The organism is Bacillus sp. SKDU12, assembly GCF_010093085.1.
Taxonomy (GTDB): Bacteria; Bacillota; Bacilli; order Bacillales; family Bacillaceae; genus Bacillus; species Bacillus mexicanus.
Genome location: NZ_MSRC01000007.1, coordinates 453,110 through 468,936, shown reverse-complemented (window position 1 = coordinate 468,936; position 15,827 = coordinate 453,110). Strand labels below are relative to the sequence as shown.

18 protein-coding genes are annotated in these 15,827 nt (G+C 42.2%); 4 read left to right on the top strand and 14 right to left on the bottom strand.

Features of this window, described 5'->3' with window-relative positions:
• Nucleotides 1–17: 17 nt before the first annotated feature.
• Nucleotides 18–398: a YppG family protein gene (locus tag BTW01_RS09005; protein WP_162102655.1), complete on the bottom strand. Its 381-nt coding sequence runs from the start codon at nt 396–398 to the stop codon at nt 18–20.
• Nucleotides 399–585: 187 nt separating this feature from the next.
• On the opposite strand from BTW01_RS09005, the gene BTW01_RS09000 reads away from it, so the two are divergent.
• A complete protein-coding gene (locus BTW01_RS09000; protein ID WP_162102654.1) occupies nt 586–774 on the top strand; it encodes a YppF family protein in 189 nt (62 codons plus the stop codon).
• Between the two features lie 39 nt (nt 775–813).
• On the opposite strand, the gene BTW01_RS08995 is transcribed toward BTW01_RS09000, so the two are convergent.
• Nucleotides 814–1,185 (bottom strand): YppE family protein, encoded by a 372-nt coding sequence (locus BTW01_RS08995; protein ID WP_162102653.1) that lies wholly within the window; start codon nt 1,183–1,185, stop codon nt 814–816.
• 45 nt (nt 1,186–1,230) lie between these two features.
• Entirely contained in the window at nt 1,231–1,476 is a 246-nt protein-coding gene (locus tag BTW01_RS08990) for a DUF5446 family protein (RefSeq protein WP_162102652.1), read from the bottom strand.
• Nucleotides 1,477–1,674: 198 nt separating this feature from the next.
• Here BTW01_RS08990 and sspM point away from each other — a divergent pair, with 198 nt between their 5' ends.
• On the top strand, nt 1,675–1,779 hold the full coding sequence (gene sspM / locus BTW01_RS08985) for an acid-soluble spore protein SspM (protein WP_003225606.1): 105 nt from the start codon (nt 1,675–1,677) through the stop codon (nt 1,777–1,779).
• Between the two features lie 24 nt (nt 1,780–1,803).
• Here the strand turns inward: sspM and BTW01_RS08980 are convergent, their stop codons facing one another.
• Nucleotides 1,804–2,766 carry a DUF2515 domain-containing protein gene (locus BTW01_RS08980; protein ID WP_162102651.1) on the bottom strand — a complete coding sequence of 321 codons (963 nt, stop codon included), beginning with the start codon at nt 2,764–2,766 and terminating at the stop codon, nt 1,804–1,806.
• Nucleotides 2,767–2,806: 40 nt separating this feature from the next.
• Between BTW01_RS08980 and recU the strand changes: the two genes are divergently transcribed.
• Together recU and BTW01_RS08970 are read left to right on the top strand one after the other, a co-directional pair.
• Complete coding sequence (gene recU / locus BTW01_RS08975) at nt 2,807–3,427, top strand: Holliday junction resolvase RecU (RefSeq protein WP_162102650.1); 621 nt, start codon at nt 2,807–2,809, stop codon at nt 3,425–3,427.
• 21 nt (nt 3,428–3,448) lie between these two features.
• Complete coding sequence (locus BTW01_RS08970) at nt 3,449–6,184, top strand: PBP1A family penicillin-binding protein (RefSeq protein WP_162102649.1); 2,736 nt, start codon at nt 3,449–3,451, stop codon at nt 6,182–6,184.
• Nucleotides 6,185–6,255: 71 nt separating this feature from the next.
• Here the strand turns inward: BTW01_RS08970 and BTW01_RS08965 are convergent, their stop codons facing one another.
• From BTW01_RS08965 to panC, 10 genes are all read right to left on the bottom strand, one after another.
• Nucleotides 6,256–6,750 carry a YpoC family protein gene (locus tag BTW01_RS08965; RefSeq protein ID WP_162102648.1) on the bottom strand — a complete coding sequence of 165 codons (495 nt, stop codon included), beginning with the start codon at nt 6,748–6,750 and terminating at the stop codon, nt 6,256–6,258.
• Nucleotides 6,747–7,406: an endonuclease III gene (gene nth, locus BTW01_RS08960; RefSeq protein WP_162102647.1), complete on the bottom strand. Its 660-nt coding sequence runs from the start codon at nt 7,404–7,406 to the stop codon at nt 6,747–6,749. Before nth ends, BTW01_RS08965 begins: the two co-directional genes overlap by 4 nt.
• Nucleotides 7,407–7,424: 18 nt before the next feature.
• Nucleotides 7,425–8,123 (bottom strand): DNA replication protein DnaD, encoded by a 699-nt coding sequence (dnaD, locus tag BTW01_RS08955; RefSeq protein WP_162102646.1) that lies wholly within the window; start codon nt 8,121–8,123, stop codon nt 7,425–7,427.
• 93 nt (nt 8,124–8,216) lie between these two features.
• Entirely contained in the window at nt 8,217–9,509 is a 1,293-nt protein-coding gene (asnS, locus tag BTW01_RS08950) for an asparagine--tRNA ligase (protein WP_162102645.1), read from the bottom strand.
• A gap of 140 nt (nt 9,510–9,649) precedes the next feature.
• A complete protein-coding gene (aspB, locus tag BTW01_RS08945) occupies nt 9,650–10,831 on the bottom strand; it encodes an aspartate transaminase AspB (RefSeq protein ID WP_162102644.1) in 1,182 nt (393 codons plus the stop codon).
• A 22-nt stretch (nt 10,832–10,853) separates the two neighbouring features.
• Nucleotides 10,854–11,339 (bottom strand): cell wall elongation/penicillin-binding protein regulator TseB, encoded by a 486-nt coding sequence (tseB, locus tag BTW01_RS08940; protein WP_162102643.1) that lies wholly within the window; start codon nt 11,337–11,339, stop codon nt 10,854–10,856.
• 8 nt (nt 11,340–11,347) lie between these two features.
• Entirely contained in the window at nt 11,348–11,518 is a 171-nt protein-coding gene (locus tag BTW01_RS08935; protein WP_162102642.1) for a YpmA family protein, read from the bottom strand.
• A gap of 142 nt (nt 11,519–11,660) precedes the next feature.
• Nucleotides 11,661–14,456, bottom strand: coding sequence for an ATP-dependent DNA helicase DinG (gene dinG / locus BTW01_RS08930; protein ID WP_162102641.1), 2,796 nt, complete (start codon nt 14,454–14,456; stop codon nt 11,661–11,663).
• A gap of 125 nt (nt 14,457–14,581) precedes the next feature.
• On the bottom strand, nt 14,582–14,965 hold the full coding sequence (gene panD, locus BTW01_RS08925; RefSeq protein WP_162102640.1) for an aspartate 1-decarboxylase: 384 nt from the start codon (nt 14,963–14,965) through the stop codon (nt 14,582–14,584).
• 1 nt (nt 14,966) lies between these two features.
• Nucleotides 14,967–15,827 carry a pantoate--beta-alanine ligase gene (gene panC / locus BTW01_RS08920; protein WP_162102639.1) on the bottom strand — a complete coding sequence of 287 codons (861 nt, stop codon included), beginning with the start codon at nt 15,825–15,827 and terminating at the stop codon, nt 14,967–14,969.

Below are 15,827 nucleotides of genomic sequence, written 5' to 3'. Positions count from 1 at the left end.
ACTCATTCATGCTTTCATCATTTGAAAAAGCTGGTAACTCCCTTTATTAATGATCCGAACTGATTCATTGCACTCATCACTTGGCCTGTCGTATCCATCATTTTATTAAAATCAAACTGTCCGTTGGCTTTTTTGAATTGCGATAGTATATTTTGAAATTGTGAGGGCTGCTGTTGATTAGGCCTTGGGATTGGATAAGGGTTAGAAAACATAGGCGGCTGCATAGGCATTGACTGGTTTGGGTTTGGAGTATACGGATCATAATAATCCTGCTGTCCATACTGCATCGGGTAATATTGCCCAGGCCCTGGTGCAGCAGCCTGCTGATAATACCCTTGCATTTGCTGAGGATCATAGTAGCCCATTTGCTGAGGATAGCTTTGAGAACTCCTGTTCATTGCGATTCCCCCTAAACTCAACATGTTTTTTCTTCTATATATGTATGAGTGAAATCTATTATTTGTGTCACATGTCTTGATTTGCATTTGTCTAACTTTGTCGAAAGTTTAAATTTTTTAAAAACAGAAAAAAGTCGAATCATTATGGTACCATATTTTCAATACAGATGAGAGGGGATGCACCATAATGAACGTATCATACTTAAGCAAACGTTTTGCAGAAATGAAGAAATATGAAACAGACTGTGTGAATAAACTGATGGACTTTGCCAAGTTCCTCTATATTCAAGGACATCTCAGCATAACTGAGTTTCGTTACAGTATGAAGGTTCTCGAAGCAAATGGAGCAGAAAGCCCGGCATATGAGCTGAATTAACAGCCGGCCCCCTATAACAAACGTAAAAGAAGACAGCCTTTACCGGCTGTCTTCTCTTTCTATTTCATCTTTTACTGCGTGTAACGTATAAAGGACAGATTCCGTGATATCCTTAAATCGTTTTTTATGAATATGATGAACGTATGATTGAAGGACCAATTCCAAAAAATGATCCTTTACGGTCTCGATTTGCTCTTTATGCACATATTTTGGCCGGCTGGCTTTTATCCATTCAAATGCCCCTTGCGCCCAGCTATTCGCAAGCTCATCATTCTCCTCAACTGCAGGCTTTATCGTATCAAAAAAATCATAAGATTGATCATTGTCTTTTCCTTCCTGATATCGATCAGCGCCTTTTTCAGCAGCTTCAATCATTTGCTTGGTCATTTCCAGCAATGTTTGTGATTGCAATACCCTTCACCTCAATGCATATCGTACCAAATTTCAGTCACAAATTCAGCTGATACGATATACCTTTTCAAATGCATACCTATGCCGAGGCGATTGATACAGCTCACTGATACAAATATGAAGGTCCATGAGTTCTTCTTCCAGCACGCGCAGACGATCGTTTTTCGTTTCCCGCGCCTCAGCTTCAAATGCATGTAAAGAATGATTCAGGCTTTGCTCAGCTCGAGTTAGTTCATGTTCCATATCAGAAAGCATACGGAGAATATCTGTTTTGCTTACATAACCGGACATTCGTGTACCTCCCTTTCTTCGTCTCTCCCGGTTAACATTCTTTGCTCTTTAGGCTCTTTCCTTCCTCCTGACAAAACTAGAAGCAAATCGCCAAACAAACAGGTATTCCACAAAAAGCTGACGTTTTCGACAAAAACACCCGCAAACATTGTATGATCCTCCCTCTTAATGCAAACGATATTTGTGAGGAGGTGCCGTATGAAAACAAGACCGAAAAAAGCCGGCCAGCAAAAAAAGACTGAATCAAAAGCAATCGACTCTTTAGATAAAAAATTGGGCGGCCCAAACCGCCCTTCTACGTAAGAAGCAAGGAATTTCCTTGCTTCTTTATTTTTTCAGCCAATGCTCGACCGCGAAAAGCGCATGAAGCTGGCGATTTTTATGCAGATACCAGTCTGTCAATTCAATCTGCTTCGGCAATACTTCACGTTTAAAGAACGCTTTCTTTATCTTTCCATGAAACCAATCAGTTTTCTTTCCGTCTAATGAGTGAATGAACTCTGGATAGCATGTCCTAAGCATAGGAGATGTTCTTTTTTTGACCCCGATCATTTTTTCCATATCAAAACGGGAACCTGTATGCGGCACTGTGTGCAAAAAGTGATAAAATGAGGAAAACAATTCGGGGCTGAACAGCAATTGAGACAGCTGCTTTCCCAGCCTGATCCTCTCCTCTGTTTTGGAAAAACGTTTCACTGAAATCCCGTAAAGAAGCCCATCTGAAGAAGGAAAAATAACCGTGTTAAAATGAAACCAATCACTTAAATAAAAAGGAATCGTGTCAAAAACGTTCTTTTTAAACGAAGGATTTTGTATAATAGGTGTTTGGATAGTGTTTTGTTCATTTATGATGAGGGCATACATTAGGCGCTCTGTGTTTCGCTCATGCCAAAAACGGGTCCATTCTTCTCTCATAAATTGTGAGACGCCAAACATATGCAGGTAATGAAACAGCGGTTTACCGATTATTTTTGACCATTGGTATAAGAGAAGCTGCGGATAGGCATCCGAAAAAATAAGCCAGTTCGCTCTTTCATAGGCCAAAAAGAACCACTTTTGCTGTCTCTCACGAAGTCCGAGCTGAAACAGACTGCCTTTTAAGTCAGTCATTGACCAGCCGGCATTGCGGGATACGAAGGATGCCAATAGCGACCATTTGATCTCTGGATGACGATCATAAAACGCTTTATATGCATTCGTTCTTGAGATATTATCTATATTTTTTACTTTTGTCTCCCGCTCAATCCGGCTCAAAAGCGTTCCAATGCTCTGTTGTCCGTGCATGTTCATTCACTTCCGTCATGAATAGTTTAATAAGGAGGATGAGAAAGTGATTCGGTATCCTAACGGAAAAACGTTTCAGCCGAAACATTCGGTTTCATCCCAAAACAGTCAAAAAAGGGCCCCGTCTTACAGTAATCGCGGAATGACCCTCGAAGATGACTTAAACGAAACGAATAAGTATTATCTGACAAACCAAATAGCCGTCATACACAAAAAGCCGACACCTGTTCAAATTGTAAATGTCCATTACCCAAAAAGAAGCGCCGCAGTGATTAAAGAAGCTTACTTTAAACAATCATCGACTACAGATTATAATGGGATTTACAAAGGACGGTATATTGATTTTGAGGCGAAAGAAACGAAAAACAAAACCTCTTTCCCCCTGCAGAATTTCCATGACCATCAAATTGAGCATATGAAGCAGGTGAAGGCCCAAGACGGTATTTGTTTTGTTATTATATCCGCTTTCGACCAAGTTTATTTTTTGGAAGCCGATAAGCTGTTTTTTTTCTGGAACAGAAAAGAACAAAACGGCAGAAAATCAATTCGAAAAGATGAGCTAGAGGAAGCCGCATATCCGATTTCTCTTGGATATGCACCTAGAATTGATTATATTAGTATTATTGAACAGCTTTATTTTTCGCCATCATCAAGTGCGAAAGGTTGATTAACGAAAGGTTGAGATGTGATGTCAGATCAATTAAACAGCCGTGAAGCTCGACGAAAAGCAAACAGCAAATCGAATCCTTCACCGAAAAAAGGTAATAAAAAACGAAAAAAAGGCGGGTTGTTTAAAAAGACCCTTTTCACTTTACTCATTCTGTTTGTTTTAGGCGTAGTCGGCGGTGCCGTTACATTTGCCGTCATGATTTCAGATGCACCTAAACTAGACGAAAACAAACTGAAAACACCCTACTCATCGACAATTTATGATGAAAATGGAAAAGAAATCGCTGAATATGGGTCTGAAAAGCGGAGTTACGTCTCGATAGATGAAATTCCTGATGTTGTAAAAGAAGCGTTTATTGCAACAGAAGACGCCCGTTTTTATGAGCACCATGGGATTGACCCTGTCCGTATCGGAGGCGCCTTAGTCGCCAACTTTACAGATGGCTTTGGTGCTGAAGGCGGAAGTACGATCACACAGCAGGTCGTTAAGAACTCCCTTCTTTCCCAACAGAAAACAATGAAACGGAAAGTACAGGAAGTATGGCTTTCACTTCAGCTGGAGCGCAATTACTCTAAAGATGAAATTTTAGAAATGTATTTAAACCGGATTTATTTTTCTCCTAGAGCATACGGAATCGGAAAAGCGGCGGAAGAATTTTTCGGTGTCACAGATTTAAGCAAACTGACTGTGGAACAAGCCGCGACACTTGCCGGTATGCCGCAAAGCCCGACAGCGTACAATCCCGTTAAAAACCCGGATAAATCGGAAAAAAGACGGAACATCGTACTCAGTCTAATGAAAAAACAAGGATTTATTTCTGATTCTCAATTTAACAAAGCGAAAAAAGTGGCAGTGAAAGATGAAGGCGTTGTATCACAGAAGGAATATGAAAAAACAAATTCAAATAAATACAGTGCGTTTGTTGAAGAAGTCATGAAAGAAATTGAAGAAAAATCTGATGTCAATCCAGGCACTGACGGATTGAAGATTTACACGACATTAAATACAAAAGCACAAGACAAACTAGATGAATTGATGGACGGAGACACCGTCGGATTTACTGAAGGCATGCAGGGCGGCGTTACCCTTCTCGATACAAAAACCGGAGAAGTCCGCGCGATTGGCGCGGGACGCAATCAGCCGGTCGGCGGCTTTAACTATGCTACTCAAACTGAGGCCCAACCTGGTTCGACCATAAAACCGATTTTGGATTACGGACCAGTGATTGAAAATAAGAAATGGTCCACATACGAACAAATTGATGACTCAGCCTATACGTATTCTAACGGAAAACCAATCCGTGATTGGGACCGTAAATATAATGGACCAATGTCTATGCGCCAAGCATTGGCACAATCTCGTAACATCCCGGCTTTAAAAGCGTTCCAAGCAGCCGGAAAAGACGCAGCGGTAGACTTTGCTAACGGATTGGGATTAGGATTAGATAAAGAACATGTATATGAATCGTATTCTATCGGCGGATTCGGAGAAGGCAATGTCGGTGTTTCTCCTCTGACAATGGCTGGGGCATACAGTGCATTCGGCAATAACGGAACATATAATGAACCGCATTTTGTAAAGTCAATTGAATTTAATGATGGCACGAAGCTTGACTTAACACCAAAATCTAAGTCAGCCATGAGCGATTATACTGCGTTTATGATTACAGATATGCTGAAAACAGCTGTTAAGTCAGGTACTGGACGACTTGCACAAGTACCGAATGTGGAAGTTGCAGGTAAAACAGGTACAACAAACTTTGAAGAAAAATATTTAAAGCAATATAATATTGCATCAGGCGGCGTACCTGATTCTTGGTTTGTGGGATATACCCCTCAATATACAGCCGCTGTATGGACAGGTGTAGATTCTAACAACAAGCTAGGAAAAAAATCTTTGAATAGTCCAGAGCAGCAGGTGGCAAAACGTCTATTCGCCCAGCTCATCGCCGATGTCGATAACGGAAGCGGATCATTCGAGAAGCCTGACAGTGTAGAGGAAGCTACTGTAGAAAAAGGCTCTAACCCGGCAAAATTGGCAGGACCAAATACACCAAGCGACAAAAAGCTCACAGAGTACTTTGTAAAAGGCACTGCTCCTTCCTCTGTTTCTAAAACGTATGAAAAAAAAGAAACAGATAAACCGACTGACTTAAACGTAAAATATGATAAAGACAATCAGTCTCTGACGTTAAGCTGGAAATATGACGATGATGCTACCTTTGAAGTGAAGCAGTCTGTCGATGACGGCAGCTACTCAGAGATCCAGAACAGTTCTGCAAAAGAAGTCGTCATATCTGATGTGAAGCCTGGATCTGTGTATAAATTCCAAGTAACAGCGATCAGCGATGATGTTCGCAGTGATACAGCCGCTACTTTCTATGAAGTACCGAAGGCTGAGGATGAAGAAAATAAAGACGACGAAAAGAAAACCGATGATGAAAAGCAAGATGAAGATAAATCTCAGGATGACTCCCAAACTGATGATTCTCAAACAGATGACCAGAAAAATCAAGATCAAACTGATGATTCAACAAACGATCAAGATCAAGATAAAAAACAAGATAATACAAATAACAACCCGTCCGACAACAGTAACCAAGATCAATCTAACGATAACAGCAACAATCAAGATACGTCAGATGGCAATTCAAACTCAGGCACGAATGAATCATCCGGTTCTGATCCCAACAAAAATAAACCAGATCCATCTGACAAACCGCAATCAAACTCATCACCTAAAAAAACAAATTAAACAAAAAGCCGTCACCCAAAAGGTGACGGCTTTTTTTCTTCATAAAAAACCTCTCCTATTACGGGGAGGTTTTATCGATTTATCGCGTGATATTTATAAAAGTGCTTTTTCATTTCAGTAAACAGCTCATCAAGCTGAATAAAGCAATGGTATTGGGTCGGCTTTAGAAGAATAAATTCTACCCGTTCAGGCCAATTGATCGGCTTTGCGGGGAATGATTTATCCGTCAGTTCTGCCCAATCCAGCGATTTCACCCGCTCGCCCGCTGTCCAGTGGAGCGAAGCCAGCAAGCACACAATGCCCTTCAGCATGTCGTTTTGATCACATCTCGATTTTCGTGTTTGAAAAACTGGGAGAAGCGATTCTTTGATGTCTTCCCACACTTCAAACAAAAGCGGAACGTACTTGCTGCTGTCTTCCCATGGCAAAATACCTTGGGTTTCCGTGCGGAAATCAAAATAAACAGGATTCAACTGCAAGGTCCCCTTCATATCCGCAGAATTCATCTGGCCAAGACTGCGCAAGTATTGCTCATAGGAAGCCAGTACTTCTTTTGCTTCTGTCATCGTTTCACCAGTCCTTTTTTCTCTCTCTTCTGCCCTTCTCTGCATAGAGAAAGGAGCGGACATTCCGCACAGCGCGGTGACTGGGCCTTACAATGATATCTGCCAAAGAAAATAAGCCGGTGATGGGTAACAGACCAGTCTTCCTTCGGAACCTTGCGCATGAGCGTCTTTTCCACTTCCAGCACCGAATCCTTCCAACGGCAGATGCCCAAACGCTTACTGACCCTCTCCACATGGGTATCCACGGCGATAGCCGGTACGCCAAAGGCGACGGATACCACGACGTTGGCGGTCTTTCTTCCGACACCAGGCAGTTTGACAAGCTCATCACGGTCTCTCGGCACTTCCCCGCCGTAATCTTCAATAATCATTTTACTCAGTTTTTGAATATTTTTCGCTTTATTGCGATACAAACCGATTGATTTAATATCCTGCTGAAGTTCTTCCAGCGAAACAGCCAAATAGTCTTCAGGGCGTTTATATTTTTGAAATAACGTTTTGGTCACTCTGTTTACAAGTGCGTCTGTACATTGAGCAGATAAAGCGACTGCTACCACTAATTCAAAAGGATTGGAATGAACCAGCTCACACTCTGCGTGGGGAAACATGTCGCCTATCTTGTCTAAACAGAATTCAATTTGCTTTAGATTTAACATGTTTGTCACCTTTTCACTTTATTGTTCAAGCCAATTGTAAAAAGGAACCTGCCTTTTATACTCTTTTTGCGGTTCATTCTGCTTTGTTTGCACACGCCGGAATTTTTGGCTATGGACTTTTGCCTGTTCCACAGTTTTCAATCCGTTTTTCTTCCACTCAAACAATATCCGGTCAATGTAACGGAAACTAAGTTTTCCTGATAATACCGCTTCTTTTAACGCGTGTTTGATCAGCTGTGCGTCATGCTGATCTTGATCCTGCCAGATTGCCAGTGTTTCACATTCCAAAGGTGATAAGGGCCTCGCAAACTCTTCCTCAAAAATCGTATAAAGGCTTTTTTGTTCCCCTTCTGCTTTTCTAACCTGTGTTATCGTCTGTGCAAGCTGCATATACTCGTACAGCTTGCCCCATAAAGGCTGAAGAGAATATTTCTCAAATTTGATGCCGTTTTGGTCTTCACATTCTTCAATAAACAGAAAGCCTTTTTGAATGAACATTCGCAATCTGCTTGTGCATTCTTCAACAGAAATTGACATACCTTCCTGCAGTTCGTTCGGTGTAGGAAAGTAAGAGCCTCTTTCTAAATGCATTTTGATTTTCAACAGGAGGATTAGCTCTGTTTCATTAAGCCCGAGCTGTTTATAATGCGTAAGCAGCAGATTAGGGATGGTTGACGTTCCCTGCTCCTGCATATCAATAAATTGTTGTTTTTTCATCGTCACACCTCTTACTGTAAAGGATCATGATTTCCCCTTTACTGTAAAAAGTCTCCCTTGCAGGAGACTCTTTTTTTGTTTCATTTGAATGTATTATGGATATAGACGGTTTAACAGTCTTGGGAACGGAATGGTTTCACGAACGTGAGGCGCTCCGCTAATCCATGCTACTGTCCGCTCTAATCCAAGGCCAAAGCCTGAATGAGGAACTGATCCATATTTTCTAAGTTCAGCATACCATTTATAGGCGTCAGAATCCAGTCCATGTTCTTTAAGACGCGCTTCCAAGAGTTCCATATCGTGAATCCGTTCAGATCCGCCGATAATTTCTCCATAGCCTTCCGGTGCAATCAGGTCAGCGCAAAGCACGACATCCTCGCGGTCAGAAGCAGGCTGCATATAGAACGGTTTTAAGGACGTCGGATAGCGAGTGATGAAAACCGGTTTGTCATAGTGTTCGGCAATCGCTGTTTCATGAGGCGCTCCGAAGTCATCTCCCCATTCGATATCATCAAAGCCCTTTTCTTTTAGAAAATCAATGGCTTCGTCATACGTAATTCTTGGGAACGGAGCTTTGATTTGCTCAAGTTTTGACGTGTCTCTTCCCAATATGTTTAATTCAATTTTGCAATTCTTAAGAACCGATTGCACAATGAATGAAACATAATTTTCCTGTACTTGAAGGTTTTCTTCAAATTCAACAAACGCCATTTCAGGTTCGATCATCCAGAATTCGATTAAGTGGCGTTTTGTTTTAGACTTTTCCGCTCTGAACGTCGGCCCGAAAGAGAATACTTTTCCTAATGCCATTGCCGCAGCTTCCATGTAAAGCTGACCGCTTTGAGACAGGTAAGCATCTTCATCAAAGTACTTAGTCGCAAAGAGCTCTGTTGTTCCTTCTGGTGCGCTTCCAGTCAGAATCGGCGGATCTACTTTTACGAAGCCTTCGTTATTAAAGAATTCGTAAGTCGCGCGAATAATTTCATTACGGATTTTCATGATCGCATGCTGGCGTTTTGAACGGAGCCATAAATGTCTGTGATCCATCAAAAATTCCGTACCGTGTTCTTTTGGTGTAATGGGATAATCAGTCGCTTCGTGAATGACTTCAATCCCTGTCACAGCTAGTTCATAACCAAGCGGGGAACGCTCGTCCTCTTTGACAACCCCTTTTATATAGAGTGACGTTTCCTGTGTCACTGATTTAGCTGTTTGGAACATGCTCTCTTCTACTTCTGCTTTTACTACGACACCTTGAATAAAACCGGTACCGTCGCGCAGCTGTAAAAACGCGATTTTCCCGCTTGAACGCTTATTTGCGACCCAAGCACCGATCGTTACTTCTTCACCTACGTGCTTATACACTTGGTTGATTGTTGTTTTCAACATATTTCCCTCCAAAACAAGAAAGACATTCGGAAGACCATTGTCCCGAACTCTATTATCATCACTTTATTATACCCGCTCTTAACTAACCGGGTCAATGCAGAACAAAAGCGGCTTTTTTGTCAGCCGCTTTTGTTCTGTTAGCTATGCTTTTCTACAAAACGTTTTATTCTTTCCACCGCTTTTTCAAGAAGATCTAACGATGTGGCGTAAGATAGACGGACATTATCAGGAGAACCGAAGCCCGATCCAGGAACAATTGCCACTTTTTCCTCCTCAAGAAGCGCTTTGACAAATTCATCTACATCTTTGAAGCCGCAAGATTGAGCTGCTTCTTTTGCATTCGGGAACAAATAAAAAGCACCTTCCGGCTTCACACAGCTGAACCCAGGGATTTCTACGAGCTGTGCATAAATCGTGTTTAATCGATGTTCAAAAGCTTCTCTCATTTCTTCCAAAGGCTCTGAAGGCCCATTATAAGCCGCAATCGCTCCATACTGTGCGATCGATGTCGGGTTTGATGTACTATGGCTTGCAAGGTTCGTCATCGCCTTAATGATGTCTTCAGCCCCAGCCGCATAACCGATTCTCCAGCCTGTCATGCTGTGCGACTTTGACACGCCGTTAATAATAATGGTCTGTTCTTTCAGACTGTCAGACAGCTGCGCAATGGAAACGTGTTTCTTTCCGCCATATGTAAGTTTTTCATAAATTTCATCAGACACAATTAGGATGTCATGTTCCAGGCATACTTCACCAAGCGCTGTCAGCTCCTCTTCCGTATACATGACACCAGTCGGGTTGCTCGGAGAGTTAATGACGATCGCTTTTGTTTTTTCCGTGATCGCGTGTTTCAGCTGTTCAGGAGAAATTTTGAAATGATTTTCCTCAAGACCTTCTACATAAACAGGCTTTCCGCCAGCCAGCTTCACTTGCTCGGGATAGCTTACCCAATAAGGTGTTGGAATAATGACTTCATCTCCTTCATCCAAAATCACTTGGAAAAGGGTGTACAGAGCATGTTTAGCACCAGTGCAGACAATGATTTGAGACGGTTTGTATTCAATATTCTGGTCACGTTTAAATTTCTCTGCAATGCTGTTTTTCAGTTCAGCCAAACCACCTGAAGGCGTGTATTTCGTATGGCCTTCGTTCATAGAACGTACAGCGGCATCAATAATATGCTGCGGTGTATTGAAGTCAGGTTCGCCTGCCCCTAAGCCGATGACATCATGGCCTGCTGCTTTCAATTCCTTCGCTTTCGCTGTGATTGCCAGTGTGGTGGATGGTGTTAATGCGGATACTCTTTTTGCCAGTTTCAACTTGAATTCCCCCTAATTCGTCTTAAGGCGTGATATTTTTGAGAATCTTTCCAGTTGTAAAGTCCACATAACTTAAACTATATTGAGCTTCCTTGTCTAAGTACGTTACTTCCCAAAGCAGAACATTTCCTTCTCTTCCCAGATGGACCTCTTTTTGCTTTGAAACCAGCCCTTCGTCCTGTATGATTTTTGCCGCTTTGTCTCCCGAGATCCCCTCTTTTGCTTCTTTTGAGAGAATTTTTGCTTTTTTGTCAGCAGGAACCCACACATAGAATTTGCTGCCTTTTTTGTCCGTTCCCTTTACGACATAATATTTCTCTTTTCCGACAAATGTTTCGACTTGATCAACGTTGGAGAGATCGGTTTCTTTTTTTGCTTCAGCAACTGCCGCTTCGTGTCCGTCTTCCTTTTGTGCCATAGCTGATTTATAAATGTGTGCCGAGACAAGAAGTACTGCTAAAAGAATAATACCAAAAATGACAGTAAATATTAATGCTTTTTTTCTCATCTTCTCACCTACGTACGATAAATGGTAAAAACGGCTTGGTTTTTGTCATCTTCATCCAGCGCAAGGCCGAACATCAAATTGTCTCTTTTCAGTGTTCGATTCAGTGTGTCTACAATTTTATACAAGTCATCAGAATGCTCTACAGTAATTGTTGAAAGAATTTCGATTTTGCTTTCCATCATTTCGTCCTCCAGTTTGAACAAATATTGTTAGTCATACTCCATTTCAAGTCACGCCATACTAGTATCACAGAGCGGCACAACCGCTTTTAAATAAAACACCATCCTACTCCCACACCGCAAAAGCCGCTTCATGCGGCTTTTATTTATTTTCCCCTTTAACGTAAGCCTCAAGCTCACTGTCAGTCATTTCAGATACAGAGGTTGTGGGCAAAGCATCAAGAAACAGCCGTCCATAACCAGCCGTTTTAATCCGTCTGTCTAATATGACAATCGTGCCTTTGTCTCCGGCTGTCCGCAGCAAGCGGCCGATTCCTTGTCTGAAAGTCAGCACAGCTTCCGGTAGTGATACTGTTTGAAACGGATTCCGCCCTTTTTTGCGGGCAAGCTCACATTTTGCAGCATGAAGCGGATGGTCAGGGGACCGGAATGGAAGCCTCACGATCATTACCGTTGTCAGCTCATCACCGGGAAAATCAACACCTTCCCAAAAGTGGTTTGTACCAAGCAGGATTGCCTGATTAGATGTTTTAAAAGTTTTCATCAGTTTCCCGGGACTTCCGCCTGTAATTCCCTGTGCCAAAAGTTGAATGCCAGAAGCACTCATGGTGTGCTTGAGTTCCTGATGAACCTTTTTCAGCATGTCGTGGGACGTTAACAGCACCAAAATTTTTGGTTGTTTTTCCTTTGCCATCATTTCGATATAACGAGCAGTATCCCGGATAAATTCTGCTTGCCCAGTATCTTGGATTGATTTCATTTCTTTTGGAATCATGACCTGCATGCGTTCATTGTAAGAAAAAGGCGATTCAATTCTCATGGTCCGCGGGTAAAAGTCAGCTAACCCAAGCCGTTCAATCATAAATTGAAAAGAATCTTCGACTGTAAGGGTTGCAGATGTCAGCACCACACTGTTTTTACGCGCGAAAAATTGATCTGCCAGAAGTTCGCCGGGTTCAAGCGGCTGGGCGTAAATGGCGACCGCATTTTTCGCTCCCTTTGCGTCAATTTCAATCCACACCGCTTCATCGTCTTCAGCCCCAAAGAACAGCTTCTGCAGTGTCTGGCAGTACTGCTGCAAGCCTTTCATGCTTCGTTGATATTCATCCGCTAAAAAGACAGATTTGCTTTTCATACTCGTCAGATGTTTTTCCATCAGAGCCGACTGGGTCCCAAAAAGCTGCTGCAAATGTGTCAGCATGGAACAAAGCCTCTCCGCTCCATCCTTTAAAATTGGCCAGCTGTTATCTTGGCTGTCTTTATTCACCTTAAAAACTAGACGGTTTAAGTCTTCTTTAGGTTTTCTTCGTTTGACAAAAGAATGTACGGAGCTGAAGAAAGCATCACTTTCTGCTTGAATGTGCTGAATCCACTCTTCCAATTCGAAAAAGGAATCAACGGGCAGGCTGTACCGCTGGAATAACTGCCTCATTTTTTTTAGAAGTCCCTGCTCCTTCAAAGTGCCGATTCTGCTCAATTTAGAATGCAACTCTATGTAGGTGGCTCTTTTTCCTAAATGTTCGCTTGCCGCACGTTCAAAATGATGTGCTTCATCAATGATAAATGTGCCGCTTTCAGGAAGTCTTTTTTTCGGACTGGCTTCATCTGTCAGCAAAAGAGAATGGTTGGTGATCACCAAATCGGAACGCATGGCAACCTGTTTGGCCCGCTCATAAAAGCCGATCACATTCTCATTGCGGCTTCTTTTATAAGATTCATCGTCGTAAGCCAATCTGTCCCACAGCAATTTTCCGCCCGACGGCAAATTCAGTTCGGCTACATCTCCTGTATTGGTCTCTGTCAGCCAAACGAGAAGCTGTGCCTTTGTCAATACCGCATCATAATTATTATCATCTTCATGAAGCACCTGCTCGAATTTATGCAGACATAAATAATGCGATTGTCCTTTTAAAATGGCTGCTGTTACCCGGAATGGAAACAGATCTTGGACAATCGGCAAGTCCTTTGTCAAAATCTGCTGCTGTAAAAGCGTTGAATATGTGCTGATTATGACCGGTTTTTTTGATTTCTTGGCAAAAAGCGCAGCCGGAATAAGATAGCCAATCGTTTTTCCGATCCCCGGCGGAGCTTCGATCAACGCATGCTCACGATTGGCAAACGCGTCAGCCACCTCTTTCATCATCATCATTTGGCCTTCTCTTTTTTCATATCCAGGCATTAACTCTGACAGCGCTTCTTCATTTCCCGCTTCCCAATTTTCAATCTCATACGAGAAGTTCTCGTCTTCATTGACACGCTCATCAATTGATTCGGGTTCTCTGACAGAAAAGGAAGAAAAGCGCACAAAACCGGGAGTTTCGGTATGTCTGTTTTCATAAATGAACATATCCAACAAATGCGTCAGATCACTGATAAAATGCTGCGAAAGCCTTCTTAACTGTTTTAATGTCGGATAAGGAAGCTGCCGCAGCTTTTCAAGGATTTCCAAAAAAATAAGCCCTGTCACTTCAGCGTCGCTGTCAGCCCGATGCGGCTGTTCATGCCGCAGCTGAAGTTCCTCACTTAATTCGGTCAGCTTATACCCTTCAAATCCCGGAAAAACAATACGGGAGAGCTCAACAGTATCCAGCACTTCACAGTCCGGAAGCTGAAAGCCCGCCTTATGTAACTCATACTTGACAAACCCAAGGTCAAAATGGATATTGTGGGCGACAAAATAAGCGCCGTCAAGCAAATGGAACACGTCTTCAGCGACAGCCTCAAACGGCTGTTCATGTTCTACCATTTGATTAGAGATTCCAGTAAGCTGCTCAATAAAAGCAGGAATGGATTTATTTGGATTAATGTATTTTGAAAACCGCTCAGTAATTTGTCCATTTTCAATTACAACCGCTGCGATTTGTATAATTTTATCGCCTTTTTTCGGCGAATTCCCTGTTGTTTCTACATCTATAACAACGAACCGTTGCTTATTCATTAAAATGGACACCTCAATTCTTGCATACGACAAAAGTGTAACACGTTTTGTACGGAAATGGAGCGGCAAAACCATTTTACTCTCAAAATCTTAAAAGAAAACCCCCGATAAAGGGGGCTTTTCTTCTACAAAATTGTACGGGCCGGTTCATTTCCCAGCAGTTGTTCAATTTTGTTTTGATCATTCAGAACAGCCACTTTCGGCTCGTGACCTGCCGCTTCTTGATCTGACATCATTTTGTAGGAAATAATAATAACCTTATCTCCTTCCTGTACTAAGCGTGCTGCTGCACCATTTAAACAGATGACGCCGCTTCCGCGTTCGCCAGGAATAATATATGTTTCCAAACGTGCTCCATTATTATTATTCACAATTTGCACCTTTTCATTAGGAAGCATTCCCACCGCATCAATAAGATCTTCATCAATTGTGATGCTTCCCACATAATTCAGGTTTGCTTCCGTAACAGTTGCCCTGTGAAGCTTACCGCTCATCATCGTGCGATACATATTATATTCTCTCCATTTCTCGAATATCAATAATGATATTATCTATTAAACGCGCTTTTGAAAAAGCAACTGCAACAGCCAGAATCATTTTTCCTTCAATATTGTTCACTGGCTCGAGTTCTGGATAGGAATAAAGCTCCACATAGTCAATAGTGCCGCTTGTCGTTCCAATCATTTCTTTTGCAGCGTTGATCACTGCCTGAGGATCTTTTTCACCTGCTCTAATCAGCTCCGCACTTGTTTGAAGGGCTTGGTACAGCTTAGGCGCTTCTTTTCTTTCCTCAGCTGTTAAGTATACATTGCGGGAACTTTTCGCTAAACCGTCTTCCTCTCTGACCGTATCGACTGCAACCAATTCAATATCCATGAAGAAATCGCTGATTAAGCCATCAACAACTGCCACCTGCTGTGCATCCTTTAAACCGAAATAAGCGCGGGTCGGCTGTACAAGATTGAACAGCTTTGTCAGAACGATTGCAACACCGTCAAAATGCCCTGCTCTTGAGCGTCCGCACAATACTTCTGTGCGTCTTTCAACATGGATTGTGACATTTTTTTCATCGGGATACATCTCTTGAGCATCAGGGGTGAAAAGAATATCGACTCCGGCATTTTCTGCAAGAATCGCATCCCGCTCAATATCCCGAGGATATGCTTCAAAATCTTCATTAGGACCGAATTGCGCGGGATTGACAAAAATACTCATAACAACGGCGTCATTTTCTTGTCTTGCTTTGTCTGCCAGGGTTAGATGCCCCTCATGCAAAAATCCCATTGTCGGAACAAATCCGATTGATTTCCCCTCTGACTGATATTGTCTTATGGCTTCTTTCAGCTGTGAAATACCTGTAATCTGTCTCAT

Bases quoted from the DNA above. Each gene is read 5' to 3' on its own strand.
- dnaD (WP_162102646.1), bottom strand. From the start codon at position 8,123: ATGAAAAAACAACAATTTATTGATATGCAGGAGCAGGGAACGTCAACC.
- sspM (WP_003225606.1), top strand. From the start codon at position 1,675: ATGAAAACAAGACCGAAAAAAGCCGGCCAGCAAAAAAAGACTGAATCA.
- BTW01_RS08935 (WP_162102642.1), bottom strand. From the start codon at position 11,518: ATGGAAAGCAAAATCGAAATTCTTTCAACAATTACTGTAGAGCATTCT.
- BTW01_RS08990 (WP_162102652.1), bottom strand. From the start codon at position 1,476: ATGTCCGGTTATGTAAGCAAAACAGATATTCTCCGTATGCTTTCTGAT.
- BTW01_RS08970 (WP_162102649.1), top strand. From the start codon at position 3,449: ATGTCAGATCAATTAAACAGCCGTGAAGCTCGACGAAAAGCAAACAGC.
- panD (WP_162102640.1), bottom strand. From the start codon at position 14,965: ATGTATCGCACGATGATGAGCGGTAAGCTTCACAGGGCAACTGTTACG.
- dinG (WP_162102641.1), bottom strand. From the start codon at position 14,456: ATGAATAAGCAACGGTTCGTTGTTATAGATGTAGAAACAACAGGGAAT.
- BTW01_RS09000 (WP_162102654.1), top strand. From the start codon at position 586: ATGAACGTATCATACTTAAGCAAACGTTTTGCAGAAATGAAGAAATAT.
- panC (WP_162102639.1), bottom strand. From the start codon at position 15,827: ATGAGACAGATTACAGGTATTTCACAGCTGAAAGAAGCCATAAGACAA.
- BTW01_RS09005 (WP_162102655.1), bottom strand. From the start codon at position 398: ATGAACAGGAGTTCTCAAAGCTATCCTCAGCAAATGGGCTACTATGAT.
- BTW01_RS08965 (WP_162102648.1), bottom strand. From the start codon at position 6,750: ATGACAGAAGCAAAAGAAGTACTGGCTTCCTATGAGCAATACTTGCGC.
- nth (WP_162102647.1), bottom strand. From the start codon at position 7,406: ATGTTAAATCTAAAGCAAATTGAATTCTGTTTAGACAAGATAGGCGAC.
- BTW01_RS08980 (WP_162102651.1), bottom strand. From the start codon at position 2,766: ATGAACATGCACGGACAACAGAGCATTGGAACGCTTTTGAGCCGGATT.
- tseB (WP_162102643.1), bottom strand. From the start codon at position 11,339: ATGAGAAAAAAAGCATTAATATTTACTGTCATTTTTGGTATTATTCTT.